Source organism: Azorhizobium sp. AG788, assembly GCF_943371865.1.
Lineage (GTDB): Bacteria > Pseudomonadota > Alphaproteobacteria > Rhizobiales > Xanthobacteraceae > Azorhizobium.
The window spans coordinates 1-17,518 of record NZ_CALRWL010000075.1 but is presented as its reverse complement, the minus strand read 5'-3'; the positions used below and the strand labels follow the sequence as shown (position 1 = coordinate 17,518).

Sequence of the window (17,518 nt, the reverse complement as noted above, 5' to 3'; positions counted from 1 at the left end):
GTCCCGCGCCATGGCATCCACCGGCAGCGGCCGGCCCATATGGGCCTCGGCGCGCTGGAGCAGCAATTCCAGGTCCGCCCGCTCCAGGCGGGAGAGGGTATAGACCTTGGTGCGCGACAGCAGCGCCGCCACCATCGAAAAGCTGGGGTTCTCCGTGGTCGCCCCGATCAGCACGATGGTGCCGTCTTCCACATGGGGCAGCAGCGCATCCTGGGTGGTACGGTTGAAGCGGTGCAGCTCGTCCACGAACACCGCGGTCTGCCGCCCGGCGCCGGTGCGCAGATGCTTGGCGGTGTCGATCACCTTGCGCAGGTCCGCTACCCCGGACAGCACGGCGGAGAGCTGTACGAATTCCAGCCCGATGCCCTTGGCCACCAGCCGGGCGATGGTGGTCTTGCCCGAGCCCGGCGGCCCCCACAGGATGAAGGACGACAGCCGCTTGCCCGCCACCATGCGGCCGATGGGACCATCGGGCCGCAGCAGGCGGTCCTGGCCGATCACGTCCTGCAACCGCTGGGGACGCAGGACTTCGGCCAGGGGACGGGGGGCGGCTTCATCAAACAACGACATGGTCATCCCGCCCGTCTGCTCGGCCGGCGGCGCGAAAGCGCCCCGGTCCGCCCGTCCTTCGCCCCCGTCGGCCCGTGGGCCGACGGTCGTTCACCTAACGAAACTGTTCCGATCGTCAGCCTCAGCCGCCCAGAACGGTGGTGATGGTGCGCCCGCCGCGGGCCACGGTCACCCGCCACGAGCGGGCGGGATTGCGGGTGGCGGTCACCAGATCGCCGGTGCGCTCAATGCGCACCCCGTTCACTTCCAGGATGACGTCGCCGGGCCGGAAGCCGGCCACATCCGCGGGGGAGCGTTCCGCCACCCCGGCCACCACAACGACGCCCTCGTCCACGTCCAGGCGCAGTTCGTCGGCCACGGCGGGGGAGACGTTCAGCACCCGGACGCCGGCGAACGGCGTGCGCGAGGCGATCACCACCTCCTGGCGCGGCACCGTCTCCGGGGGGGCCTCCAAGGCCACGGTCAATTGCTGCTCGCGGCCCTGGCGGCTCACGGTCACCACGGCCTTGCCGCCGATGGGGCGGGTGCCGAAGCGGTAGACCAGGGCTTCGGGATCATCGATCCCCTGCCCGTCCACGGCAATGATCAGGTCGCCGGTCTTCATGCCCGCCTTGCCCACCGGGCCATCGGGAACCACGGACTGCACCAGCACGCCGGTGGGCCGCGCCAGGCCGAGGCTTTCGGCGATTTCCGGCGTCACCCGCTGCAGCTTGGCGCCCATCCAGGGGCGGCGCACGGTCTTGCCGCCGGCCTTGGCGGTGGCCACCACCACGCTGACCATGTTGGAGGGAATGGCGAAGCCGATGCCGTGCGACCCGCCGGAGCGGGAATAGATGGCGGTGTTGATGCCCACCAGCCGACCGGCCATGTCCACCAAAGCGCCGCCGGAATTGCCCGGATTGATGGCCGCGTCGGTCTGGATGAAGAATTGATAGTCAGAGACGCCCACCTGGGTGCGGGCCAGCGCCGAGACGATGCCCTGGGTCACCGTCTGGCCGACGCCGAAGGGATCGCCGATGGCCAGCACCAGATCGCCCACGGCTAGGCTGTCGGAATTGCCGATATCCAGGAATGCGAACTTGGCGCCATCACCCTTGATGCGCAGCACCGCCAGATCCGTGCGCGGATCCGACAGCATCACCTCCGCATCGAACTCGCGCTTGTCATTGAGGGCGATGCGGATCTGATCGGCGCCCTCGATCACATGGTGGTTGGTAACCACGATGCCGGAGCCATCCACGATCACGCCCGAGCCCAGCGCGCGCTGCATGCGCTCCGGCGCCCCCAGGCCCGGTCCGCCGGGGCCGCCCGGACCGCCGGGCGCGCCGCCACCGAAGAAGCGGCGGAAGAACGGGTCGTCCATGAACGGATTGGTGCGCTGCTGCGCGGTCTTGAGGGCATAGACATTCACCACCGCCGACGCGGTGCGCGCCACCACCGGCGCGAAGCTCAAGGTGATGGCGGCGGCGGACGGCGGCACCTGGGCCACGGCGCTGGCCCCACCGGGGCTCGGCGCCGCCGGAGACTGGGCGCTGACCGCCTCCAGACCCGCCACCCACAATCCCGCCGCCAACAGGGCTCCGAGGCAGGATCGAACCGAAGACATGCGCATGGAGCGTGTTCCCTGACTATGTGCGGTCCGGACGTCCGGACCCTGTGGCCATGTCGGCACGACGGGCGCGCCTGAGAGGGGCGCGGCAGCGGCCGTGCCTTCCCCTGAAACGAAAGAAGGGCGGCCTTGAGGCCGCCCTTCAGAACGCTGAAACCTGCGAGGAAGATCCGCTCAGGCGGCGGCGGCGGCTTCCGCCGCTTCCGTGCGGGCGCGGTCGGAGGCGCCCTTGGCCTCCACGTCGCGATCCACGAACTCGATCACGGCCACGGCCGTGTTGTCGCCGTGGCGATAGCCCGCCTTGATGATGCGGGTGTATCCGCCCGGACGGGCCTGATAGCGGGGCGCGATCACGTCGAACAGCTTGCGCACGATGGTCACGTCGCGCAGCTCCGCGATCGCCTGACGGCGCGCGTGGAGATCGCCGCGGCGAGCCAGGGTGACCAGCTTCTCCACCACCGGGCGAAGATCCTTCGCCTTGGGCAGGGTGGTGATGATCTGCTCGTGGGTGATGAGGGCGCCGCACAGGTTCATGAACATCGCCTTGCGATGTTCGGCCGTACGGTTGAACTTCCGATGTACCTTGCCGTGGCGCATGACGGCTAACTCCTAAGATCCGACGGCGTTTCGAGCCGGGTGTGGTTGTGCGGCTCGAGCCGCGGTGGGATTGAGATCAATAATGGTCTTCGAAGCGCTTCGCGAGCTCTTCGATGTTTTCCGGCGGCCAACCCGGCACTTCCATGCCGAGATGCAGGCCCATGGAGGCCAGGACTTCCTTGATTTCGTTGAGCGACTTGCGGCCGAAATTCGGCGTCCGGAGCATCTCCGTCTCGCTCTTCTGGATCAGGTCGCCAATATAGACGATGTTGTCGTTCTTCAGGCAGTTGGCCGAACGCACCGACAGTTCCAGCTCGTCCACCTTCTTCAGGAGTGCCGGGTTGAAGGGCAGTTCCTGAATGGCCGCCGCTTCGCTCTCGCGCTTCGGCTCCTCGAAGTTGACGAAGATTTCCAGCTGGTCCTGGAGGATGCGGGCCGCATAAGCGAGCGCATCTTCCGCCGAGATCGAACCATCGGTCTCGATCTGGAGCGTGAGCTTGTCATAGTCGAGAATCTGGCCCTCGCGGGTGTTCTCGACCTTGTAGGACACCTTGCGCACCGGCGAATAGAGGCTGTCGATCGGGATCAGGCCGATCGGGGCATCTTCGGGACGGTTGCGGTCAGCGGCCACATAGCCCTTGCCGGTATCCACGGTGAACTCGATGCGGAGTTCCGCGCCCTCGTCGAGGGTGCAGATCACCAGGTTCGGGTTCAGCACCTGGATGTCGCCGACGGTCTGGATGTCGCCAGCGGTCAGCACACCGGGGCCGGTCTTCTTGGCCACGAGGCGCTTGGGGCCTTCGCCCTGCATCTTGATCGCCACATCCTTGACGTTCAGGATGATGTCGGTGACATCCTCACGCACGCCGGGGATGGACGAGAACTCGTGCAGCACGCCATCGATGTGCAGCGAGGTCACCGCCGCGCCCTGCAGGGACGACAGCAGGATACGCCGCAGCGCGTTGCCGAGGGTCATGCCGAAGCCGCGCTCCAGCGGCTCCGCCACCACGGTGGCGAGACGCTTGGGGTCGCGACCGGCGATCACCTGCAGCTTCTCGGGCTTGATAAGCTCTTGCCAGTTCTTTTGAATCACTTGCGTCACCTTGCCTTCTCGCCGGGCGGCTGCACTCGAATGAAACCTTGCGGCCTCTCAAGAACCTTCGATGCGCCGACCCGTCCCGCTCGCCGGGGAGGAACCGAGCAGAGGCCCTGCGGGACGATCCCGCGGGCCGTTGGCACGCTCAGACGCGCCGGCGCTTGCGCGGACGGCAGCCGTTGTGCGGAATCGGGGTCACGTCGCGGATCGAGGTCACCAGGAAACCGGCGGCCTGCAGCGCGCGCAGCGCCGACTCACGTCCCGAGCCGGGACCGGAGACTTCCACTTCCAGGGTGCGCATGCCGTGCTCGGCCGCCTTGCGGGCGGCGTCTTCGGCGGCCATCTGCGCCGCATACGGCGTGGACTTGCGCGAACCCTTGAACCCCATGGCACCGGCGGACGACCACGAGATCGTGTTGCCCTGCGCGTCGGTGATGGTGATCATGGTGTTGTTGAACGTCGCGTTCACATGCGCCACGCCGGAGGCGATGTTCTTGCGCTCACGGCGTTTGACGCGTGTTGCTTCCTTAGCCATCTCGTCTTCATTCCTTCAGGCGCGCCCGTAACTCCAGGCGCTCGGGAGTGAGGGCCCGTTTGGAGCCCTCAAAGGTAGAATTGAATGCCATCTTCGGCATTCAAAGGGACAAACAGGAGAAGGCCGGAGACCGGCCTTCCCTTATCGTGCGATCAAGCCGCAGATCACTTCTTCTTGCCGGCGATCGCCTTGGCCGGACCCTTGCGGGTGCGGGCGTTGGTGTGGGTCCGCTGACCACGCACCGGCAGGCCGCGACGATGACGCAGACCGCGGTAGCAGCCCAGATCCATCAGACGCTTGATGTTCATGGAGACTTCACGGCGCAGGTCACCTTCCACGATATAATCGCGGTCGATGGTCTCGCGGATCTGAAGCACTTCCTGGTCGGTGAGCTGGTTCACGCGGCGCTCAGCCGGAATGCCCACCTTGGTCACGATCTCTTCGGCCTTCTTCGCGCCGATGCCGTGAATGTACTGAAGCGCAATGATGACGCGCTTGTTGGTCGGAATATTTACGCCTGCGATACGAGCCACTGCTCTCTCCATGTCCGCCGCCGGATTGACCCGACGGTCGCATTCCCTGCGTCCGGTGGAGCCCGGCCCGTGCAGAGAAAAAGTAACAATCCGCGCGCGCCGCCCCTCGCTAAGAGGAGCGCCAAGCACGGATCTCTAAAGGAAGAAGCGCGAATACGCGCAATCCCCCCGGCTGTCAACCCCACGCGGGGTCGCAGAAATCCTCAAACCGTCTCGAGAATGCCGTCGATGGCCGCCGTCACCTCGTCGATGGGACGCATCCCGTCGATCTGCTGCAGCTGGCCCTTGGCGGCATAATAAGGCGACACCACCGCGGTATCGCGGTTGTAGGCCTCAAGACGCGCCTTGAACACCTCGGGATCGTCATCCTTGCGCACCGGCTCGCCGCGGGCGCGGGTCTCCTCGGCGCGGGTCAGGATGCGATGCATCAGCTTGGCCTGGTCGACCTTGAGCTCGATCACCGCGTCCAGCTTGAGGCCGGTCTCGGACAGCAGCCCGTCCAGCGCCTCCGCCTGGGCCACCGTGCGCGGAAACCCGTCGAGGATGAAGCCCTTGCGGGCGTCCGCATGCTCAAGCCGCTCGGCGATGATGCCGATGACGATATCGTCGGACACCAGCCCGCCGGCCTCCATCACCGCCTTGGCCTTGACACCCACCGGTGTCTCGGCGGCGACCGCGGCGCGAAGCATGTCGCCGGTGGAGAGCTGGACGATGCCGTAGCGCTTCACCAGCCGCTGCGCCTGGGTGCCCTTGCCCGCCCCGGGCGGTCCCAGAAGTACCAGCCTCATTTACGTCTCCCCCCGCGCAGCTTGGACTTCTTGACCAAGCCTTCATACTGGTGCGCCAACAGGTGGCCCTGAATCTGGGACACCGTATCCATGGTCACACTGACCACGATCAGCAGCGATGTGCCGCCAAAATAGAACGGCACGGCCGCATATGAAATCAGCAGTTCGGGGAACAAGCAAACCGCGGCAATATAGCCCGCTCCGACCACGGTGATGCGGGTAAGCACGTAGTCGATATATTCCGCCGTGCGTTCACCGGGGCGAATGTCCGGAATGAAGCCGCCATGCTTCTTCAGATTGTCGGCGGTCTCCACCGGATTGAACACGATGGCGGTATAAAAGAAGCAGAAGAAGATGATGAGCGCCACATAGGCGACCATGTACAGCGGCTGGCCGTGGCCGAGCAGACGCGTCACCGTGCCGAACCACTCGGGACCTGCGCCCTGCATGAAGCTGGCGATGGTGGTGGGAATCAGCAGCAGCGAGGAGGCGAAGATCGGCGGGATCACGCCGGCGGTGTTCAGCTTCAGCGGCAGATGCGAGGACTGGCCCTCATAGAGCTTATTGCCCACCTGGCGCTTGGGATACTGGATCAGCAGCCGGCGCTGGGCGCGCTCCATGAACACGATGAAGGCGATCACGGCCACCACCATCACCAGCACCAGCAGGATGATCGGGGTAGCAATGGCGCCCTGACGGCCCAGTTCCAGGGTGCGCACGAAGGCCCCCGGCAGCTCGGCGACGATGCCGGCGAAGATGATCAGCGAGGTGCCGTTGCCGATGCCGCGCGAGGTGATCTGCTCACCCAGCCACATCATGAACATGGTGCCGCCAGTCAGCGTGATCACCGTGGAGATGCGGAAGAACCAGCCGGCCTCGGCCACCACGCCCTGCGAGCTCTCCAGCCCGACGGCAATGCCATAGGCCTGGAACACGGCGAGAATCACCGTGAGGTAGCGGGTGTACTGGTTGAGCTTCTTGCGGCCCGCCTCCCCCTCCTTCTTCATCGCTTCCAGCGACGGCGACACGGTGGTCAGCAGCTGGATGATGATGGAGGCCGAGATGTACGGCATGATGTTCAGGGCGAAGATCGCCATGCGCTCGACGGCACCGCCGGAGAACATGTTGAACAGGCCGATGATGCCCTGCTGCGCGTTCTTGAACACGTCGGTCAGCGCATCGGGATTGATCCCGGGGAGCGGGATGTAGGTTCCGAGCCGGAACACGATCAGCGCGCCCAGCGTGAACCAGATGCGCTTTTTCAGCTCCTCGGCCTTGCCGAGAGCACCGAAATTGAGATTTGCCGCGAGTTGTTCGGCCGCCGAGACCATGCCTTGCTCCGCTTCCGCCACCTTGAAGAAGGCGCGGGCTATATATGAGAGGCGCGCGTGCGTCGCGTCAGGGCCTGAAGGAGCACGGACCGCACGATTTTGCAGGCTGTGTTCTGCAGGTCATGTTTCGCAGGACCATGGCACCAGCATCTGGCCCCACATGCCACGCGCCCGACTACCACGCGCCCGACACTCCAGGTCCTGCATCGTCCAGGTCCCGCGAATCCCGTTCCTGTCGGTCATAGCCGGATTTGCCGCAATCATCCATGGGCCAGATGACGCGCCACGCCGAAGCCGCGCACCCCTGCCCCGAAATCAAACTTGCGTCTCACCGATCCCGAACCGGAACCGCCGCGCGGAACCCGGTCGCCGACCGGAACACACACGAATGGGCCCCACAGGGAGGCCCGACTGAGCGGTGCGAGACCGCCCTCCCCCAACACCGAAGCGGCCCCGGATCGCTCCGGGGCCGCTGGGTTGGTTCAGCTTCAAACCGCTTCCGCGGCCTCGGCCTTCAGCGCCACCAGCACCTTGACGGTGCCGCCGAGCTTCTCGACCGCTTCCGTCACCGACTTGGTGGCATAAGACACGTCGAGCGACACCTTGGTGGTCAGCTCGCCGCCGCCCAGAACCCGGACGCCATCCAGCGGGCGACGGATCACGCCGGCCAGCAGGAGGGTCTCCGAAGTCACCGGAACCGTGGCGTCCAGCTTGCCGGCATCGATGGCCTTCTGGATGCGACCGAGGGTCACTTCGTTGAAGGTGAGCGCGAAGATGTTGTGGAAGCCGCGCTTCGGCAGACGCCGATGCAACGGCATCTGGCCGCCTTCGAACCCCTTGATGGCGACACCCGTGCGGGCCTTCTGGCCCTTCACGCCGCGTCCGGCGGTCTTACCCTTGCCGGACCCGATGCCGCGACCGACGCGCATGCGCTTCTTGCGCGCGCCGACATTATCTCTGATCTCGTCGAGCTTCATCTCGCTTCTCCCTCACTCGCCCGTGACAACACGGACGAGATGCTGGACCTTCGCGATCATGCCGCGCACGGCCGGAGTATTTTCCAGAGTGGAACGGCGGTGCCGCTTGTTCAACCCGAGGCCGATCAGCGTTGCGCGCTGGTCGCCCGGGCGGCGGATCGGCGAACCGATCTGCTCCACGGTGACGGTGTTGGTTTCAGTCGCCTTAGCCATGGCGTGCTCCTGTCAGATGCAGCCGGGCTCAGTCGGTCGCTTCCGCGTCTTCGACGCGGCGGCGGGACTGGAGCTGGGAAACCTTGATGCCACGACGCGACGCGACGGAGCGCGGGCTGTCCTGGTTGGTCAAAGCGTCGAAAGTGGCGCGCACCATGTTGTAGGGGTTGGAAGACCCGAAGGACTTCGCCACCACGTCATGGACGCCCAGGGTCTCGAACACGGCGCGCATGGGGCCGCCGGCGATGATGCCGGTACCCGCAGGCGCGGCGCGCAGGATGACCTTGCCGGCGCCGTGGTGACCATGCACGTCGTGGTGCAGGGTCCGACCTTCGCGCAGCGGCACCCGGATCAGCGCACGCTTGGCGCTTTCCGTGGCCTTGCGGATGGCCTCAGGCACTTCACGCGCCTTGCCATGACCGAAACCGACGCGACCCTTCTGGTCGCCGACAATCACCAGAGCGGCGAAGCCGAAGCGACGTCCACCCTTCACAACCTTCGCGACACGGTTGATGTGGACCAGCTTGTCCACAAACGTGTTGTCACGATCTTCGCGATCTCCGCGGTGTTCCCGTTCACGGGCCATTTCGCTACGTCCTTCGCGTCAGAACTGAAGGCCGCCTTCGCGGGCGCCCTCAGCGAGCGCCTTGACGCGCCCATGATAGATGTATGCGCCGCGATCGAACACGACAGCGGAAACGCCCTTCGCAACGGCCCGCTCGGCCACCAGCTTGCCGATGGCCGTAGCGGCCTCGACGTCAGCGCCGGTCTTGAGCGAGGTCCGCAGATCCTTCTCGAGGCTCGAGGCGGAGACCAAGGTCTCGCCCTTCGCGTCGTCGATGATCTGCGCGTAGATGTGCTTCGAGGTGCGGTGAACCGACAGGCGCGGACGCCCATTGGCCGCGACGCGAATCGCGCGGCGCACCTTGGCCTTGCGGCGCTCCAGCGCCTCCAGATCTTTAGCCATGGTTCGCCTCCGTCACTTCTTCTTGCCTTCCTTGCGGAAGATGAATTCGCCAGCGTACTTGACGCCCTTGCCCTTATAGGGTTCCGGGCTGCGGAATTCGCGGATCTCAGCCGCCACCTGGCCGACCTGCTGCTTGTCGATGCCCGACACCAGCAGTTCGGTGGGCTTGGCCGCGACGATCGAGATGCCATCGGGGATGGCATAGATCACGTCATGGCTGTAGCCGAGCGACAGGTTCAGGTTCTTGCCCGCGACCGCCGCCTTGTAGCCGACGCCGGTGATCTCGAGCTTCTTCTCGAAGCCCTTGGTCACGCCGTCCACCAGATTGGACACCAGGGTGCGGGACATGCCCCACATCGCCTTGTGACGATTGGTTTCGCCGCGCATGGACACCTTCAGCTCAGAGCCTTCCAGCTCCGCGCCGATTTCATCCACCAGCGTCAGTTCGAGGGCGCCCTTGGGGCCCTTTACCTTCACCGTCTGACCGTCCACGCTGGCAGTGACGCCGGCGGGAATAGCAACGGGATGCTTGCCGATTTTCGACATGTCTTCTCTCCGTTGCTCGCTCAGAATACCGTGCAGAGCACTTCGCCGCCGACATTCTTGTCGCGGGCGTCGTGGTCCGCCATCACGCCCTGGGGCGTGGAGACCACTGCAATGCCGAGGCCGTTGGCCACGCGGGGCAGAGCCTTGACCGACACATAGACGCGGCGGCCGGGCTTCGACACACGGGCGATCTCGCGGATCACCGGCTTGCCGTCGAAATACTTCAGTTCGATCTCGAACTCGGTCCGGCCATTGCCGTGATCGGTCGAGGTGTAGCCGCGGATGTAGCCTTCATCGCGAAGGACATCGAGCAGGCTGGCGCGCAGACGAGAACCCGGGGTCGAGGTCTTGTCCTTGCGGCGCATCTGGGCGTTGCGGATGCGGGTGATGAGATCGCCGATGGGATCATTGATGGACATCGGACCTCCTCACCAGCTCGACTTCGTCAGGCCCGGGACCAAGCCCTGGGAACCCAACTCACGCAGCGCAATACGGCTCATCTTGAGCTTACGATAATAGGCCCGGGGACGGCCGGTGATCTCGCACCGGTTGCGCACGCGGATCTTCGCGGAATTCCGCGGCATCTGTGCCAGCTTGAGGGTCGCCGCGAAGCGCTCCTCGATCGGCAGCGTCTTGTCGTTCACGATCGCCTTCAGACCCGCCCGCTTCGGCGCTAAGCTCGTGGAGAGCTTGCGGCGACGCTCGTTGGTCTCGATCGCGCTCTTTTTCGCCATGTCTTGCTCCTGTTCTCCGCGTCTGACGATGCGTCCCCGCATCCCCACTGCCGGAAAATCAAAACCCGTCTCGAAAAGAAGGGAGCGACGCGCCGGCAAACCGGTGCGTCGCGCCCCTTCTATACTGTCACTGGCGGAAGGGGAAGTTGAACGCGCGCAGAAGGGCGCGAGCCTCGTCATCCGTCTTCGCCGTCGTGCACACGATGATGTCCATGCCCCAGATCTGCTCGACCTGGTCATAGTTGATCTCGGGGAACACGATGTGCTCCTTCATGCCCATGGCATAGTTGCCACGGCCATCGAAGCTCTTCGGGTTCAGGCCGCGGAAATCTCGGACGCGCGGCAGCGCGACCGTGATCAGGCGGTCCATGAATTCATACATGCGTGCCTGGCGGAGGGTCACCTTGGCGCCCACCGGCTGGTTTTCACGCAGCTTGAAGTTCGAAATCGCCTTGCGGGCGCGGGTGATCACCGGCTTCTGGCCGGCGATGCGCGCGAGATCCGCGGCAGCGGTCGTGACCTTCTTGGTGTCGGCGGTTGCTTCGCCGACGCCCATGTTGATGACGATCTTGTCGATGATCGGCACCTGCATGGCATTCTTATAGCTGAACTCTTCGATCAGCTTGGGCCGCACAACCTCGTTGTAGAAGGTGCGCAGTCGCGGGGTATACGTCGCCTCAGCCATCGATCCTCTCCCCGGAACGCTTGGCCACTCGGACCTTGCGCCCGTCGTCCAGCACTTCAAAACCGACGCGGGTCGGCTTGCCATCCTTGGGATCGGCAACCGCGATATTGGACAGCTGGATGGGCGCCTCTTTCGAGATGATCCCACCTTCCGCCGACGCGGTCTGGCGCTGATGACGCTTGACGATATTCACACCGCGGACGAGCGCACGCTCCTCCTTCGGCATCACCTGGATCACCTCACCGGTGCGACCCTTGTCGCGGCCGGTGAGCACGACGACCTTGTCGCCCTTCTTGATCTTAGCGGCCATCACAGCACCTCCGGTGCCAGCGAGATGATCTTCATGTGGTTCTTGGCGCGAAGTTCGCGCGGAACCGGTCCGAAGATACGCGTGCCCACTGGCTCTTTCTGGTTGTTGATCAACACCGCCGCATTGCGATCGAAGCGGATCACCGAACCGTCAACCCGACGGATGTCCTTGGCCGTGCGCACCACGACCGCCTTCATCACGTCGCCCTTTTTTACTCGGCCGCGCGGAATAGCTTCCTTGACCGACACCACGATGATGTCACCCACGTGAGCATACTTCCGCTTGGAGCCGCCCAGCACCTTGATGCACATGACGCGACGCGCACCGGAATTGTCCGCCACGTCGAGATTGGTCTGCATCTGGATCATGACGCACCTGCTCTCGTCATCCAGCGCCGCCGGCAAGCCGGCATTGCCCGTTCAAAACACCCGTGCCCGCTCATCGGAACACGGTACTCGCCGCGGTACGGTCTCCACTCGATCGATCTTCCCAAACGCGGGAAGCCCGAGGCGACGGACCCAGTACCGGAGCATTCTCTTCGTATCAGACCACGGCCCGCTTTTCGCCCTGGACAACGATCCAGTTCTTCAGCTTCGACAACGGCCGGTGCTCTTCGATCCACACCGTATCACCCGTGGCCCAGGCATTGCCTTCGTCATGGGCGTGATACTTCTTGGACCGACGAACGGTCTTCTTCAGCAGCGGGTGAGTGAAGCGACGCTCCACCCGCACCACCACGGTCTTGTCCTGCTTGTCGCTCACCACGACGCCCTGGAGCACGCGCTTCGGCATCGTTCCCTCACTTCACATTGGCGGCAGAACCGCCTTTGGAATTTTGCACAGTCTTGATCCGCGCGATGTCGCGGCGGATCACCTTCGACCGCGCCGTGTTCTCCAGCTGGCCAGTGGCCTTCTGGAAGCGCAGGTTGAACTGCTCCTTCTTCAGCTTCAGCAGCTCATCGGCGAGCTGATCGGGGCTGAGGGCCCGAACGTCCTCGGCTTTCATGAGCCTCTCCTTCACTCGGCAATGCGCTGAATGAAGCGCGTCTTGATGGGCAGCTTCGCAGCCGCCAGAGTCAGCGCTTCACGGGCGGTGTCGACACTGACGCCGTCGATCTCGAACATGATGCGGCCAGGCTTCACCTTGGCCGCCCAGTATTCCGGCGCGCCCTTGCCCTTACCCATGCGGACTTCCGTCGGCTTGGAGGTCACGGGGACGTCCGGGAAGATGCGGATCCACACTCGGCCCGCACGCTTCATGTGACGGGTGAGCGCGCGACGCGCAGCTTCGATCTGGCGGGCGGTCACGCGCTCGGGTTCGAGCGCCTTGAGACCGAATTCGCCGAAGTTCAGTTCCGTGCCGCCCTTCGCAACGCCGTGGATACGGCCCTTGAACTGCTTACGGAACTTCGTGCGCTTGGGTTGCAGCATGGCTTATGGCCCTTCTTCTCGCTGCCGATCAAGCGGCGTGATCACGATCGCGATGGTCGCGATCACGACGCGGCGGGCGAGAGCTCGGCCCTTCGGCCTCACCACTCATGCGCTTGTCCACGGCCATGGGATCGTGCTCCAGGATCTCGCCCTTGAAGATCCAAACCTTCACACCGCACGTGCCGTACGTGGTGAAGGCTGTCGCGGTACCGTAGTCCACGTCCGCGCGCAAGGTGTGCAGCGGAACGCGGCCTTCGCGGTACCATTCCAGGCGCGCGATCTCAGCGCCGCCGAGGCGGCCGGAGCAGTTGATACGGATACCCTCAGCGCCCAGACGCATAGCCGACTGAACGGCCCGCTTCATGGCGCGACGGAACGCCACACGGCGCTCCAGCTGCTGGGCAATCGACTCGGCCACCAGGCGCGCGTCGACTTCCGGCTTGCGGATTTCCACGATGTTGATGAAGACCTCCGACTTGGTCATGTCGGCAACCTTCTTGCGAAGCTTGTCGATGTCGGCGCCCTTCTTGCCGATCACCACACCCGGACGCGCCGAGTAGATGGTGACGCGGCACTTCTTGTGCGGGCGCTCGATCACAACCTTGGACACCGCGGCCTGCTTGAGCTGCTTGAACAGCATCTTGCGGATCTTGATGTCTTCGTGGAGCAGAATGCCATATTCGCCCTTGTTGGCGAACCAGCGGCTGTCCCACGTACGGTTGATACCGAGCCGCAGCCCGATCGGATTGACCTTCTGACCCATCAGGCCCGCTCCTCGAGTTCCCGAACCACAATCGTGATCTGGGCGAAGGGCTTCTCAATGCGCGAGGCGCGACCGCGCGCTCGCGGCGAGAACCGCTTCATGACCAGTCCCTTGCCCACATGGGCCTCGGCGACGATCAGATCGTCCACTTCGAGGTTGTGGTTGTTCTCGGCGTTGGCGATGGCGCTCTCGAGGCACTTCTTCACATCTTTGGCGATGCGCTTGCGCGAAAACTCGAGGTCCGCCAGGGCGGTGGCCACCTTCTTGCCGCGGATCAGACCCGCGACCAGGTTGAGCTTCTGGGGCGAGACGCGCAGGTTGCGCGCAATCGCCTTGGCTTCGTTGTCAGGGAGCGTACGCACCCGTGCTGGCTTACCCATGGCTGATCACCGCCGCTTCGACTTCTTGTCGGCCGCGTGCCCGTAGTAGGTACGGGTCGGCGAGAACTCGCCGAACTTGTGGCCAACCATATCCTCGGACACATACACCGGGACATGCTTCTGTCCGTTGTACACGCCGAAGGTGAGCCCCACGAACTGGGGCAGAACCGTAGAGCGACGGCTCCAAATCTTGATGACGTCGCTGCGGCCCGAGGCGCGCGCGGTATCTGCCTTCTTCAGCAGATAACCGTCTACAAACGGGCCCTTCCAAATAGATCTAGACATCAGTCAGGCCCTCACTTCTTCCGCTTGTGGCGACTGGTGACAATGAACTTGTCAGTCGACTTGTTCGAGCGGGTCTTCTTGCCCTTCGTGGGCTTGCCCCACGGAGTAACGGGATGACGACCACCGGAGGTGCGGCCTTCGCCGCCGCCGTGCGGATGATCGACCGGGTTCATGGTCACGCCGCGGTTATGCGGCTTGCGACCCAGCCACCGGCTGCGCCCGGCCTTGCCGAGCGAGATGTTCATGTGGTCCGGGTTGGAGACCGCACCCACCGTCGCGTAGCACGCGCCGTGGACGAGGCGCTGCTCGCCGGAGTTCAGACGAACGATCACATAGCCCTGGTCGCGGCCGACGATCTGCGCATAGGCGCCTGCCGAGCGGGCCATCTGGCCGCCCTTGCCGATCTTCAGCTCGACGTTGTGCACGATGGTGCCAACGGGGAGGCTGGAGAGCGGGCCGGCATTGCCCGGCTTCACGTCAACGCTGTCGCCAGCGATGATGTTGTCGCCAACGCCCAGGCGCTGCGGCGCCAGGATGTAGGCCAGCTCACCGTCCGCATACTTGATGAGGGCGATGAAGGCCGAGCGGTTCGGATCATATTCGATCCGGTCCACGGTGCCGACCACGTCGCGCTTGGAGCGCTTGAAATCGACGATGCGGTAGGTCTGCTTGTGACCGCCGCCCCGGAACCGCACCGTGATGCGACCGTTGTTGTTGCGCCCACCCGAGGAGGACTTGCCCTCGGTCAGGGTCTTGACCGGCTTGCCCTTGTAGAGGCCGGAGCGGTCCACGATCACGAGCTGACGGAGGCTCGGCGTGACCGGCTTGAAATGCTTCAGCGCCATGGTCTTAATTCCGTTCCTTCAGCTCACAGGCCCGTGGTGATGTCGATCCGCTGGCCCTCTTCGAGGGTCACAACGGCCTTCTTGACATCGCTCTGGACGCCCTTGCGGCCCTTGAAGATCTTCACCTTGCCCTTGCGGACCAGGGTGTTGACGCTCTTCACCTTCACGTCGAACAGCTTTTCCACGGCCTCTTTGATCTGGGGCTTGGTGGCGTCGCGGGCGACGTTGAAGACGACCTTGCTCTGCTCGCTCTGCGTCGTCGCCTTCTCGGTGATGACGGGAGAGCGGATCACGTCGTAATGACGCGGTTCGATGTTCGCCTGCGGGCTCATTTGAAGCGCGCCTCCAGCGCGTCCACGGCGGCCCGGGTCAAAACCAGGGTGTCACGCCGCAGGATGTCGTACACGTTGATGCCCTGGATCGGCAGCACGTCCACGAAAGCCAGGTTGCGGGCGGCGAGAGCCAGGTTGGTCTCCACTTCCGCGCCGTCCACCACCAGCACCGAACCGATGCCGAGCTTCTCGAACCGCTCCTTCAGAGCCTTGGTCTTGGGATCGTCCAGAGCCACATTGTCCATCACGATGATCTGCGAGGACTTGAACTTGGACGACAGCGCATGCTTGAGGGCAAGCGCACGGACCTTCTTGGGAAGGTCGAAGGCGTGCGAGCGCACCACCGGGCCGAACGCCCGGCCGCCGCCGCGGAACTGAGGGGCAGAGGCGGCGCCATGACGCGCGTTGCCGGTGCCCTTCTGCTTGTAGAGCTTCTTGGAGGTCCGATTGATCTCCGAGCGGCCCTTGGTGCGGTGCGTGCCGGCCTGGCGGCGGGCAAGCTGCCAGGTCACCATGCGGTGCAGGATGTCCGCACGCGGCTCGAGACCGAAGATCTCGTCCGAGAGGGTCAACGAACCGGCATCGGCTCCGTCGAACGTTTTGACGGTGATATCCATCACGCGCCCTCCTCATTGGTGGCTTCCACCGCAGCCGCGGCGCCGTTGCCGTCGCGCAGCTTGAATGCGCCAGGCTTGGGAGCCTCGCTCGGCAGGCGCTTCTTCACCGCATCCCGCACCATGATCCAGCCGCCGGCGTGACCGGGGACCGCGCCTTCGACGGCGATGAGGCCGCGTTCGACGTCGGTCATCACGACCTTGAGGTTCTGGGTGGTGACGGTGACGTCACCCATGTGGCCCGGCATCTTCTTGTTCTTGAAGGTCTTGCCGGGATCCTGGCGGCCACCGGTCGAACCGATGGAGCGATGCGAGACCGACACACCATGGGTGGCGCGAAGGCCGCCGAAGTTGTGCCGCTTCATGCCGCCGGCGAAGCCCTTACCGATGGTGGTGCCGGTGACATCGACGAACTGGCCCACAACGAAGTGGTCCGCCGTGATTTCCGCACCCACCGGGATGAGGCCTTCGGCATCCACGCGGAATTCCGCGAGTTTGCGCTTGGGCTCCACCTCGGCCACCGCAAAGTGGCCCCGCTCTGCGCGGGTGGTGTTCTTCGGCTTGCGCTTGCCAGCACCGAGCTGGACAGCAACGTAGCCATTTACATCGAGCGTGCGGTGGGCAACCACCTGACAGCTCTCAACTTTCAGCACAGTAACCGGCAAATGTTCACCAGCATCGGTAAAGATGCGGGTCATGCCGAGCTTCTGGGCGATGACGCCTGACCGCATGGTCGTGTCTCCTCGCCTCACGTCAGAGCTTGATTTCGACGTCAACGCCGGCGGCGAGGTCGAGCTTCATCAGCGCGTCCACCGTCTGGGGCGTCGGATCGACAATATCGAGCAACCGCTTGTGAGTACGCATCTCAAACTGCTCGCGCGACTTCTTATCGATGTGCGGAGAGCGATTGACGGTGAACTTCTCAATCCGCGTCGGCAGCGGGATCGGTCCGCGAACCTGCGCACCAGTGCGCTTGGCCGTGGCGACGATCTCGCGCGTCGACGCATCGAGGATGCGGTGATCGAACGCCTTAAGGCGGATCCGAATGTTCTGGCCGTTCATGGCTCAAGGGCTCCAAGAGAAAGAGGGACGCGACGGCGGACCACCGCGGCCCCGTTTCTTAATTATTCACTCGATGATGGAGGCGACGACGCCGGCGCCGACGGTGCGACCGCCTTCACGGATAGCGAAGCGGAGCTTCTCTTCCATGGCGATCGGCACGATCAGGTGCACGTCCACGGAGATGTTGTCGCCCGGCATCACCATTTCGGTGCCTTCCGGAAGCGTCACCACGCCCGTCACGTCGGTCGTCCGGAAGTAGAATTGCGGACGGTAGTTGGTGAAGAACGGCGTATGACGGCCGCCTTCTTCCTTGGT

Annotated in this window: 29 protein-coding genes and 1 pseudogene; all 30 read right to left on the bottom strand. The window is 64.4% G+C overall.

Annotation, left to right across the window (positions count from 1 at the left end; genetic code table 11):
* Positions 1-570 (bottom strand): AAA family ATPase (locus AAG816_RS26115; protein ID WP_341992641.1); only part of this gene is annotated, 570 nt, incomplete at its 3' end.
* 121 nt (positions 571-691) lie between these two features.
* Positions 692-2,182 (bottom strand): Do family serine endopeptidase, encoded by a 1,491-nt coding sequence (locus tag AAG816_RS26110; RefSeq protein WP_341992640.1) that lies wholly within the window; start codon positions 2,180-2,182, stop codon positions 692-694.
* Between the two features lie 171 nt (positions 2,183-2,353).
* Positions 2,354-2,776 (bottom strand): 50S ribosomal protein L17, encoded by a 423-nt coding sequence (rplQ, locus tag AAG816_RS26105; RefSeq protein WP_341992639.1) that lies wholly within the window; start codon positions 2,774-2,776, stop codon positions 2,354-2,356.
* A 76-nt stretch (positions 2,777-2,852) separates the two neighbouring features.
* Complete coding sequence (locus AAG816_RS26100; protein ID WP_341992642.1) at positions 2,853-3,869, bottom strand: DNA-directed RNA polymerase subunit alpha; 1,017 nt, start codon at positions 3,867-3,869, stop codon at positions 2,853-2,855.
* A 148-nt stretch (positions 3,870-4,017) separates the two neighbouring features.
* Positions 4,018-4,407 (bottom strand): 30S ribosomal protein S11, encoded by a 390-nt coding sequence (rpsK, locus tag AAG816_RS26095; RefSeq protein WP_341992638.1) that lies wholly within the window; start codon positions 4,405-4,407, stop codon positions 4,018-4,020.
* A 164-nt stretch (positions 4,408-4,571) separates the two neighbouring features.
* Entirely contained in the window at positions 4,572-4,940 is a 369-nt protein-coding gene (gene rpsM, locus AAG816_RS26090) for a 30S ribosomal protein S13 (protein WP_341992637.1), read from the bottom strand.
* Positions 4,941-5,143: 203 nt separating this feature from the next.
* Positions 5,144-5,728, bottom strand: a complete 585-nt coding sequence (locus AAG816_RS26085) for an adenylate kinase (protein ID WP_341992636.1) — start codon at positions 5,726-5,728, stop codon at positions 5,144-5,146.
* Complete coding sequence (gene secY / locus AAG816_RS26080; RefSeq protein WP_341992635.1) at positions 5,725-7,059, bottom strand: preprotein translocase subunit SecY; 1,335 nt, start codon at positions 7,057-7,059, stop codon at positions 5,725-5,727. Before secY ends, AAG816_RS26085 begins: the two co-directional genes overlap by 4 nt.
* 488 nt (positions 7,060-7,547) lie before the next feature.
* Entirely contained in the window at positions 7,548-8,036 is a 489-nt protein-coding gene (gene rplO / locus AAG816_RS26075; protein WP_341992634.1) for a 50S ribosomal protein L15, read from the bottom strand.
* Positions 8,037-8,048: 12 nt separating this feature from the next.
* A complete protein-coding gene (gene rpmD, locus AAG816_RS26070) occupies positions 8,049-8,249 on the bottom strand; it encodes a 50S ribosomal protein L30 (RefSeq protein WP_341992633.1) in 201 nt (66 codons plus the stop codon).
* A gap of 28 nt (positions 8,250-8,277) precedes the next feature.
* A complete protein-coding gene (gene rpsE, locus AAG816_RS26065) occupies positions 8,278-8,835 on the bottom strand; it encodes a 30S ribosomal protein S5 (RefSeq protein WP_029006290.1) in 558 nt (185 codons plus the stop codon).
* A gap of 18 nt (positions 8,836-8,853) precedes the next feature.
* On the bottom strand, positions 8,854-9,216 hold the full coding sequence (gene rplR / locus AAG816_RS26060; RefSeq protein ID WP_341992632.1) for a 50S ribosomal protein L18: 363 nt from the start codon (positions 9,214-9,216) through the stop codon (positions 8,854-8,856).
* Between the two features lie 12 nt (positions 9,217-9,228).
* Positions 9,229-9,762 carry a 50S ribosomal protein L6 gene (rplF, locus tag AAG816_RS26055; protein ID WP_341992631.1) on the bottom strand — a complete coding sequence of 178 codons (534 nt, stop codon included), beginning with the start codon at positions 9,760-9,762 and terminating at the stop codon, positions 9,229-9,231.
* Between the two features lie 20 nt (positions 9,763-9,782).
* Positions 9,783-10,181: a 30S ribosomal protein S8 gene (rpsH, locus tag AAG816_RS26050; RefSeq protein ID WP_341992630.1), complete on the bottom strand. Its 399-nt coding sequence runs from the start codon at positions 10,179-10,181 to the stop codon at positions 9,783-9,785.
* A 9-nt stretch (positions 10,182-10,190) separates the two neighbouring features.
* Positions 10,191-10,496, bottom strand: a complete 306-nt coding sequence (rpsN, locus tag AAG816_RS26045) for a 30S ribosomal protein S14 (protein WP_341992629.1) — start codon at positions 10,494-10,496, stop codon at positions 10,191-10,193.
* Positions 10,497-10,623: 127 nt separating this feature from the next.
* A complete protein-coding gene (gene rplE, locus AAG816_RS26040) occupies positions 10,624-11,181 on the bottom strand; it encodes a 50S ribosomal protein L5 (protein ID WP_341992628.1) in 558 nt (185 codons plus the stop codon).
* Positions 11,174-11,491, bottom strand: coding sequence for a 50S ribosomal protein L24 (rplX, locus tag AAG816_RS26035; protein WP_341992627.1), 318 nt, complete (start codon positions 11,489-11,491; stop codon positions 11,174-11,176). The genes rplE and rplX overlap by 8 nt, the downstream gene beginning before the upstream one ends.
* Positions 11,491-11,859, bottom strand: coding sequence for a 50S ribosomal protein L14 (rplN, locus tag AAG816_RS26030; RefSeq protein ID WP_029006297.1), 369 nt, complete (start codon positions 11,857-11,859; stop codon positions 11,491-11,493). The genes rplX and rplN overlap by 1 nt, the downstream gene beginning before the upstream one ends.
* 175 nt (positions 11,860-12,034) lie before the next feature.
* Positions 12,035-12,283, bottom strand: a complete 249-nt coding sequence (gene rpsQ / locus AAG816_RS26025) for a 30S ribosomal protein S17 (protein ID WP_341992626.1) — start codon at positions 12,281-12,283, stop codon at positions 12,035-12,037.
* Between the two features lie 7 nt (positions 12,284-12,290).
* Positions 12,291-12,497, bottom strand: coding sequence for a 50S ribosomal protein L29 (rpmC, locus tag AAG816_RS26020; protein ID WP_341992625.1), 207 nt, complete (start codon positions 12,495-12,497; stop codon positions 12,291-12,293).
* Positions 12,498-12,508: 11 nt separating this feature from the next.
* Positions 12,509-12,922, bottom strand: coding sequence for a 50S ribosomal protein L16 (rplP, locus tag AAG816_RS26015; protein WP_341992624.1), 414 nt, complete (start codon positions 12,920-12,922; stop codon positions 12,509-12,511).
* Positions 12,923-12,950: 28 nt separating this feature from the next.
* Positions 12,951-13,685, bottom strand: a complete 735-nt coding sequence (gene rpsC, locus AAG816_RS26010; protein WP_341992623.1) for a 30S ribosomal protein S3 — start codon at positions 13,683-13,685, stop codon at positions 12,951-12,953.
* The gene (rplV, locus tag AAG816_RS26005) at positions 13,685-14,065 is read right to left on the bottom strand and encodes a 50S ribosomal protein L22 (protein ID WP_341992622.1); all 381 of its coding nucleotides are present in this window, start codon (positions 14,063-14,065) and stop codon (positions 13,685-13,687) included. Before rplV ends, rpsC begins: the two co-directional genes overlap by 1 nt.
* A 6-nt stretch (positions 14,066-14,071) precedes the next feature.
* Positions 14,072-14,350: a 30S ribosomal protein S19 gene (gene rpsS / locus AAG816_RS26000; protein ID WP_341992621.1), complete on the bottom strand. Its 279-nt coding sequence runs from the start codon at positions 14,348-14,350 to the stop codon at positions 14,072-14,074.
* Positions 14,351-14,361: 11 nt separating this feature from the next.
* Positions 14,362-15,195, bottom strand: a complete 834-nt coding sequence (gene rplB / locus AAG816_RS25995) for a 50S ribosomal protein L2 (protein ID WP_341992620.1) — start codon at positions 15,193-15,195, stop codon at positions 14,362-14,364.
* Between the two features lie 23 nt (positions 15,196-15,218).
* Positions 15,219-15,527, bottom strand: coding sequence for a 50S ribosomal protein L23 (locus AAG816_RS25990; RefSeq protein ID WP_341992619.1), 309 nt, complete (start codon positions 15,525-15,527; stop codon positions 15,219-15,221).
* Positions 15,524-16,144 carry a 50S ribosomal protein L4 gene (gene rplD, locus AAG816_RS25985; protein WP_341992618.1) on the bottom strand — a complete coding sequence of 207 codons (621 nt, stop codon included), beginning with the start codon at positions 16,142-16,144 and terminating at the stop codon, positions 15,524-15,526. The genes AAG816_RS25990 and rplD overlap by 4 nt, the downstream gene beginning before the upstream one ends.
* The gene (gene rplC, locus AAG816_RS25980) at positions 16,144-16,872 is read right to left on the bottom strand and encodes a 50S ribosomal protein L3 (protein WP_341992617.1); all 729 of its coding nucleotides are present in this window, start codon (positions 16,870-16,872) and stop codon (positions 16,144-16,146) included. Before rplC ends, rplD begins: the two co-directional genes overlap by 1 nt.
* Positions 16,873-16,894: 22 nt before the next feature.
* Positions 16,895-17,203, bottom strand: a complete 309-nt coding sequence (gene rpsJ / locus AAG816_RS25975) for a 30S ribosomal protein S10 (RefSeq protein ID WP_012113701.1) — start codon at positions 17,201-17,203, stop codon at positions 16,895-16,897.
* 66 nt (positions 17,204-17,269) lie between these two features.
* Positions 17,270-17,518, bottom strand: a pseudogene (gene tuf / locus AAG816_RS25970) (elongation factor Tu); the annotation flags it as partial.

Coding starts and splice junctions, on each gene's coding strand:
- AAG816_RS26110 (WP_341992640.1), bottom strand. CDS start 2,182: ATGCGCATGTCTTCGGTTCGATCCTGCCTCGGAGCCCTGTTGGCGGCG.
- rplB (WP_341992620.1), bottom strand. CDS start 15,195: ATGGCGCTGAAGCATTTCAAGCCGGTCACGCCGAGCCTCCGTCAGCTC.
- rpmD (WP_341992633.1), bottom strand. CDS start 8,249: ATGGCTAAGGCGACTGAAACCAACACCGTCACCGTGGAGCAGATCGGT.
- rplQ (WP_341992639.1), bottom strand. CDS start 2,776: ATGCGCCACGGCAAGGTACATCGGAAGTTCAACCGTACGGCCGAACAT.
- rpmC (WP_341992625.1), bottom strand. CDS start 12,497: ATGAAAGCCGAGGACGTTCGGGCCCTCAGCCCCGATCAGCTCGCCGAT.
- rplD (WP_341992618.1), bottom strand. CDS start 16,144: ATGGATATCACCGTCAAAACGTTCGACGGAGCCGATGCCGGTTCGTTG.
- rpsQ (WP_341992626.1), bottom strand. CDS start 12,283: ATGCCGAAGCGCGTGCTCCAGGGCGTCGTGGTGAGCGACAAGCAGGAC.
- rpsK (WP_341992638.1), bottom strand. CDS start 4,407: ATGGCTAAGGAAGCAACACGCGTCAAACGCCGTGAGCGCAAGAACATC.
- rplX (WP_341992627.1), bottom strand. CDS start 11,491: ATGGCCGCTAAGATCAAGAAGGGCGACAAGGTCGTCGTGCTCACCGGC.
- rpsN (WP_341992629.1), bottom strand. CDS start 10,496: ATGGCGAAAAAGAGCGCGATCGAGACCAACGAGCGTCGCCGCAAGCTC.
- rpsH (WP_341992630.1), bottom strand. CDS start 10,181: ATGTCCATCAATGATCCCATCGGCGATCTCATCACCCGCATCCGCAAC.
- rplF (WP_341992631.1), bottom strand. CDS start 9,762: ATGTCGAAAATCGGCAAGCATCCCGTTGCTATTCCCGCCGGCGTCACT.
- rplV (WP_341992622.1), bottom strand. CDS start 14,065: ATGGGTAAGCCAGCACGGGTGCGTACGCTCCCTGACAACGAAGCCAAG.
- rpsS (WP_341992621.1), bottom strand. CDS start 14,350: ATGTCTAGATCTATTTGGAAGGGCCCGTTTGTAGACGGTTATCTGCTG.
- rplE (WP_341992628.1), bottom strand. CDS start 11,181: ATGGCTGAGGCGACGTATACCCCGCGACTGCGCACCTTCTACAACGAG.
- secY (WP_341992635.1), bottom strand. CDS start 7,059: ATGGTCTCGGCGGCCGAACAACTCGCGGCAAATCTCAATTTCGGTGCT.
- rplN (WP_029006297.1), bottom strand. CDS start 11,859: ATGATCCAGATGCAGACCAATCTCGACGTGGCGGACAATTCCGGTGCG.
- rplR (WP_341992632.1), bottom strand. CDS start 9,216: ATGGCTAAAGATCTGGAGGCGCTGGAGCGCCGCAAGGCCAAGGTGCGC.
- rplP (WP_341992624.1), bottom strand. CDS start 12,922: ATGCTGCAACCCAAGCGCACGAAGTTCCGTAAGCAGTTCAAGGGCCGT.
- rpsE (WP_029006290.1), bottom strand. CDS start 8,835: ATGGCCCGTGAACGGGAACACCGCGGAGATCGCGAAGATCGTGACAAC.
- rplO (WP_341992634.1), bottom strand. CDS start 8,036: ATGAAGCTCGACGAGATCAGAGATAATGTCGGCGCGCGCAAGAAGCGC.
- rpsC (WP_341992623.1), bottom strand. CDS start 13,685: ATGGGTCAGAAGGTCAATCCGATCGGGCTGCGGCTCGGTATCAACCGT.
- AAG816_RS26085 (WP_341992636.1), bottom strand. CDS start 5,728: ATGAGGCTGGTACTTCTGGGACCGCCCGGGGCGGGCAAGGGCACCCAG.
- AAG816_RS25990 (WP_341992619.1), bottom strand. CDS start 15,527: ATGAGCCCGCAGGCGAACATCGAACCGCGTCATTACGACGTGATCCGC.
- rplC (WP_341992617.1), bottom strand. CDS start 16,872: ATGCGGTCAGGCGTCATCGCCCAGAAGCTCGGCATGACCCGCATCTTT.
- rpsJ (WP_012113701.1), bottom strand. CDS start 17,203: ATGAACGGCCAGAACATTCGGATCCGCCTTAAGGCGTTCGATCACCGC.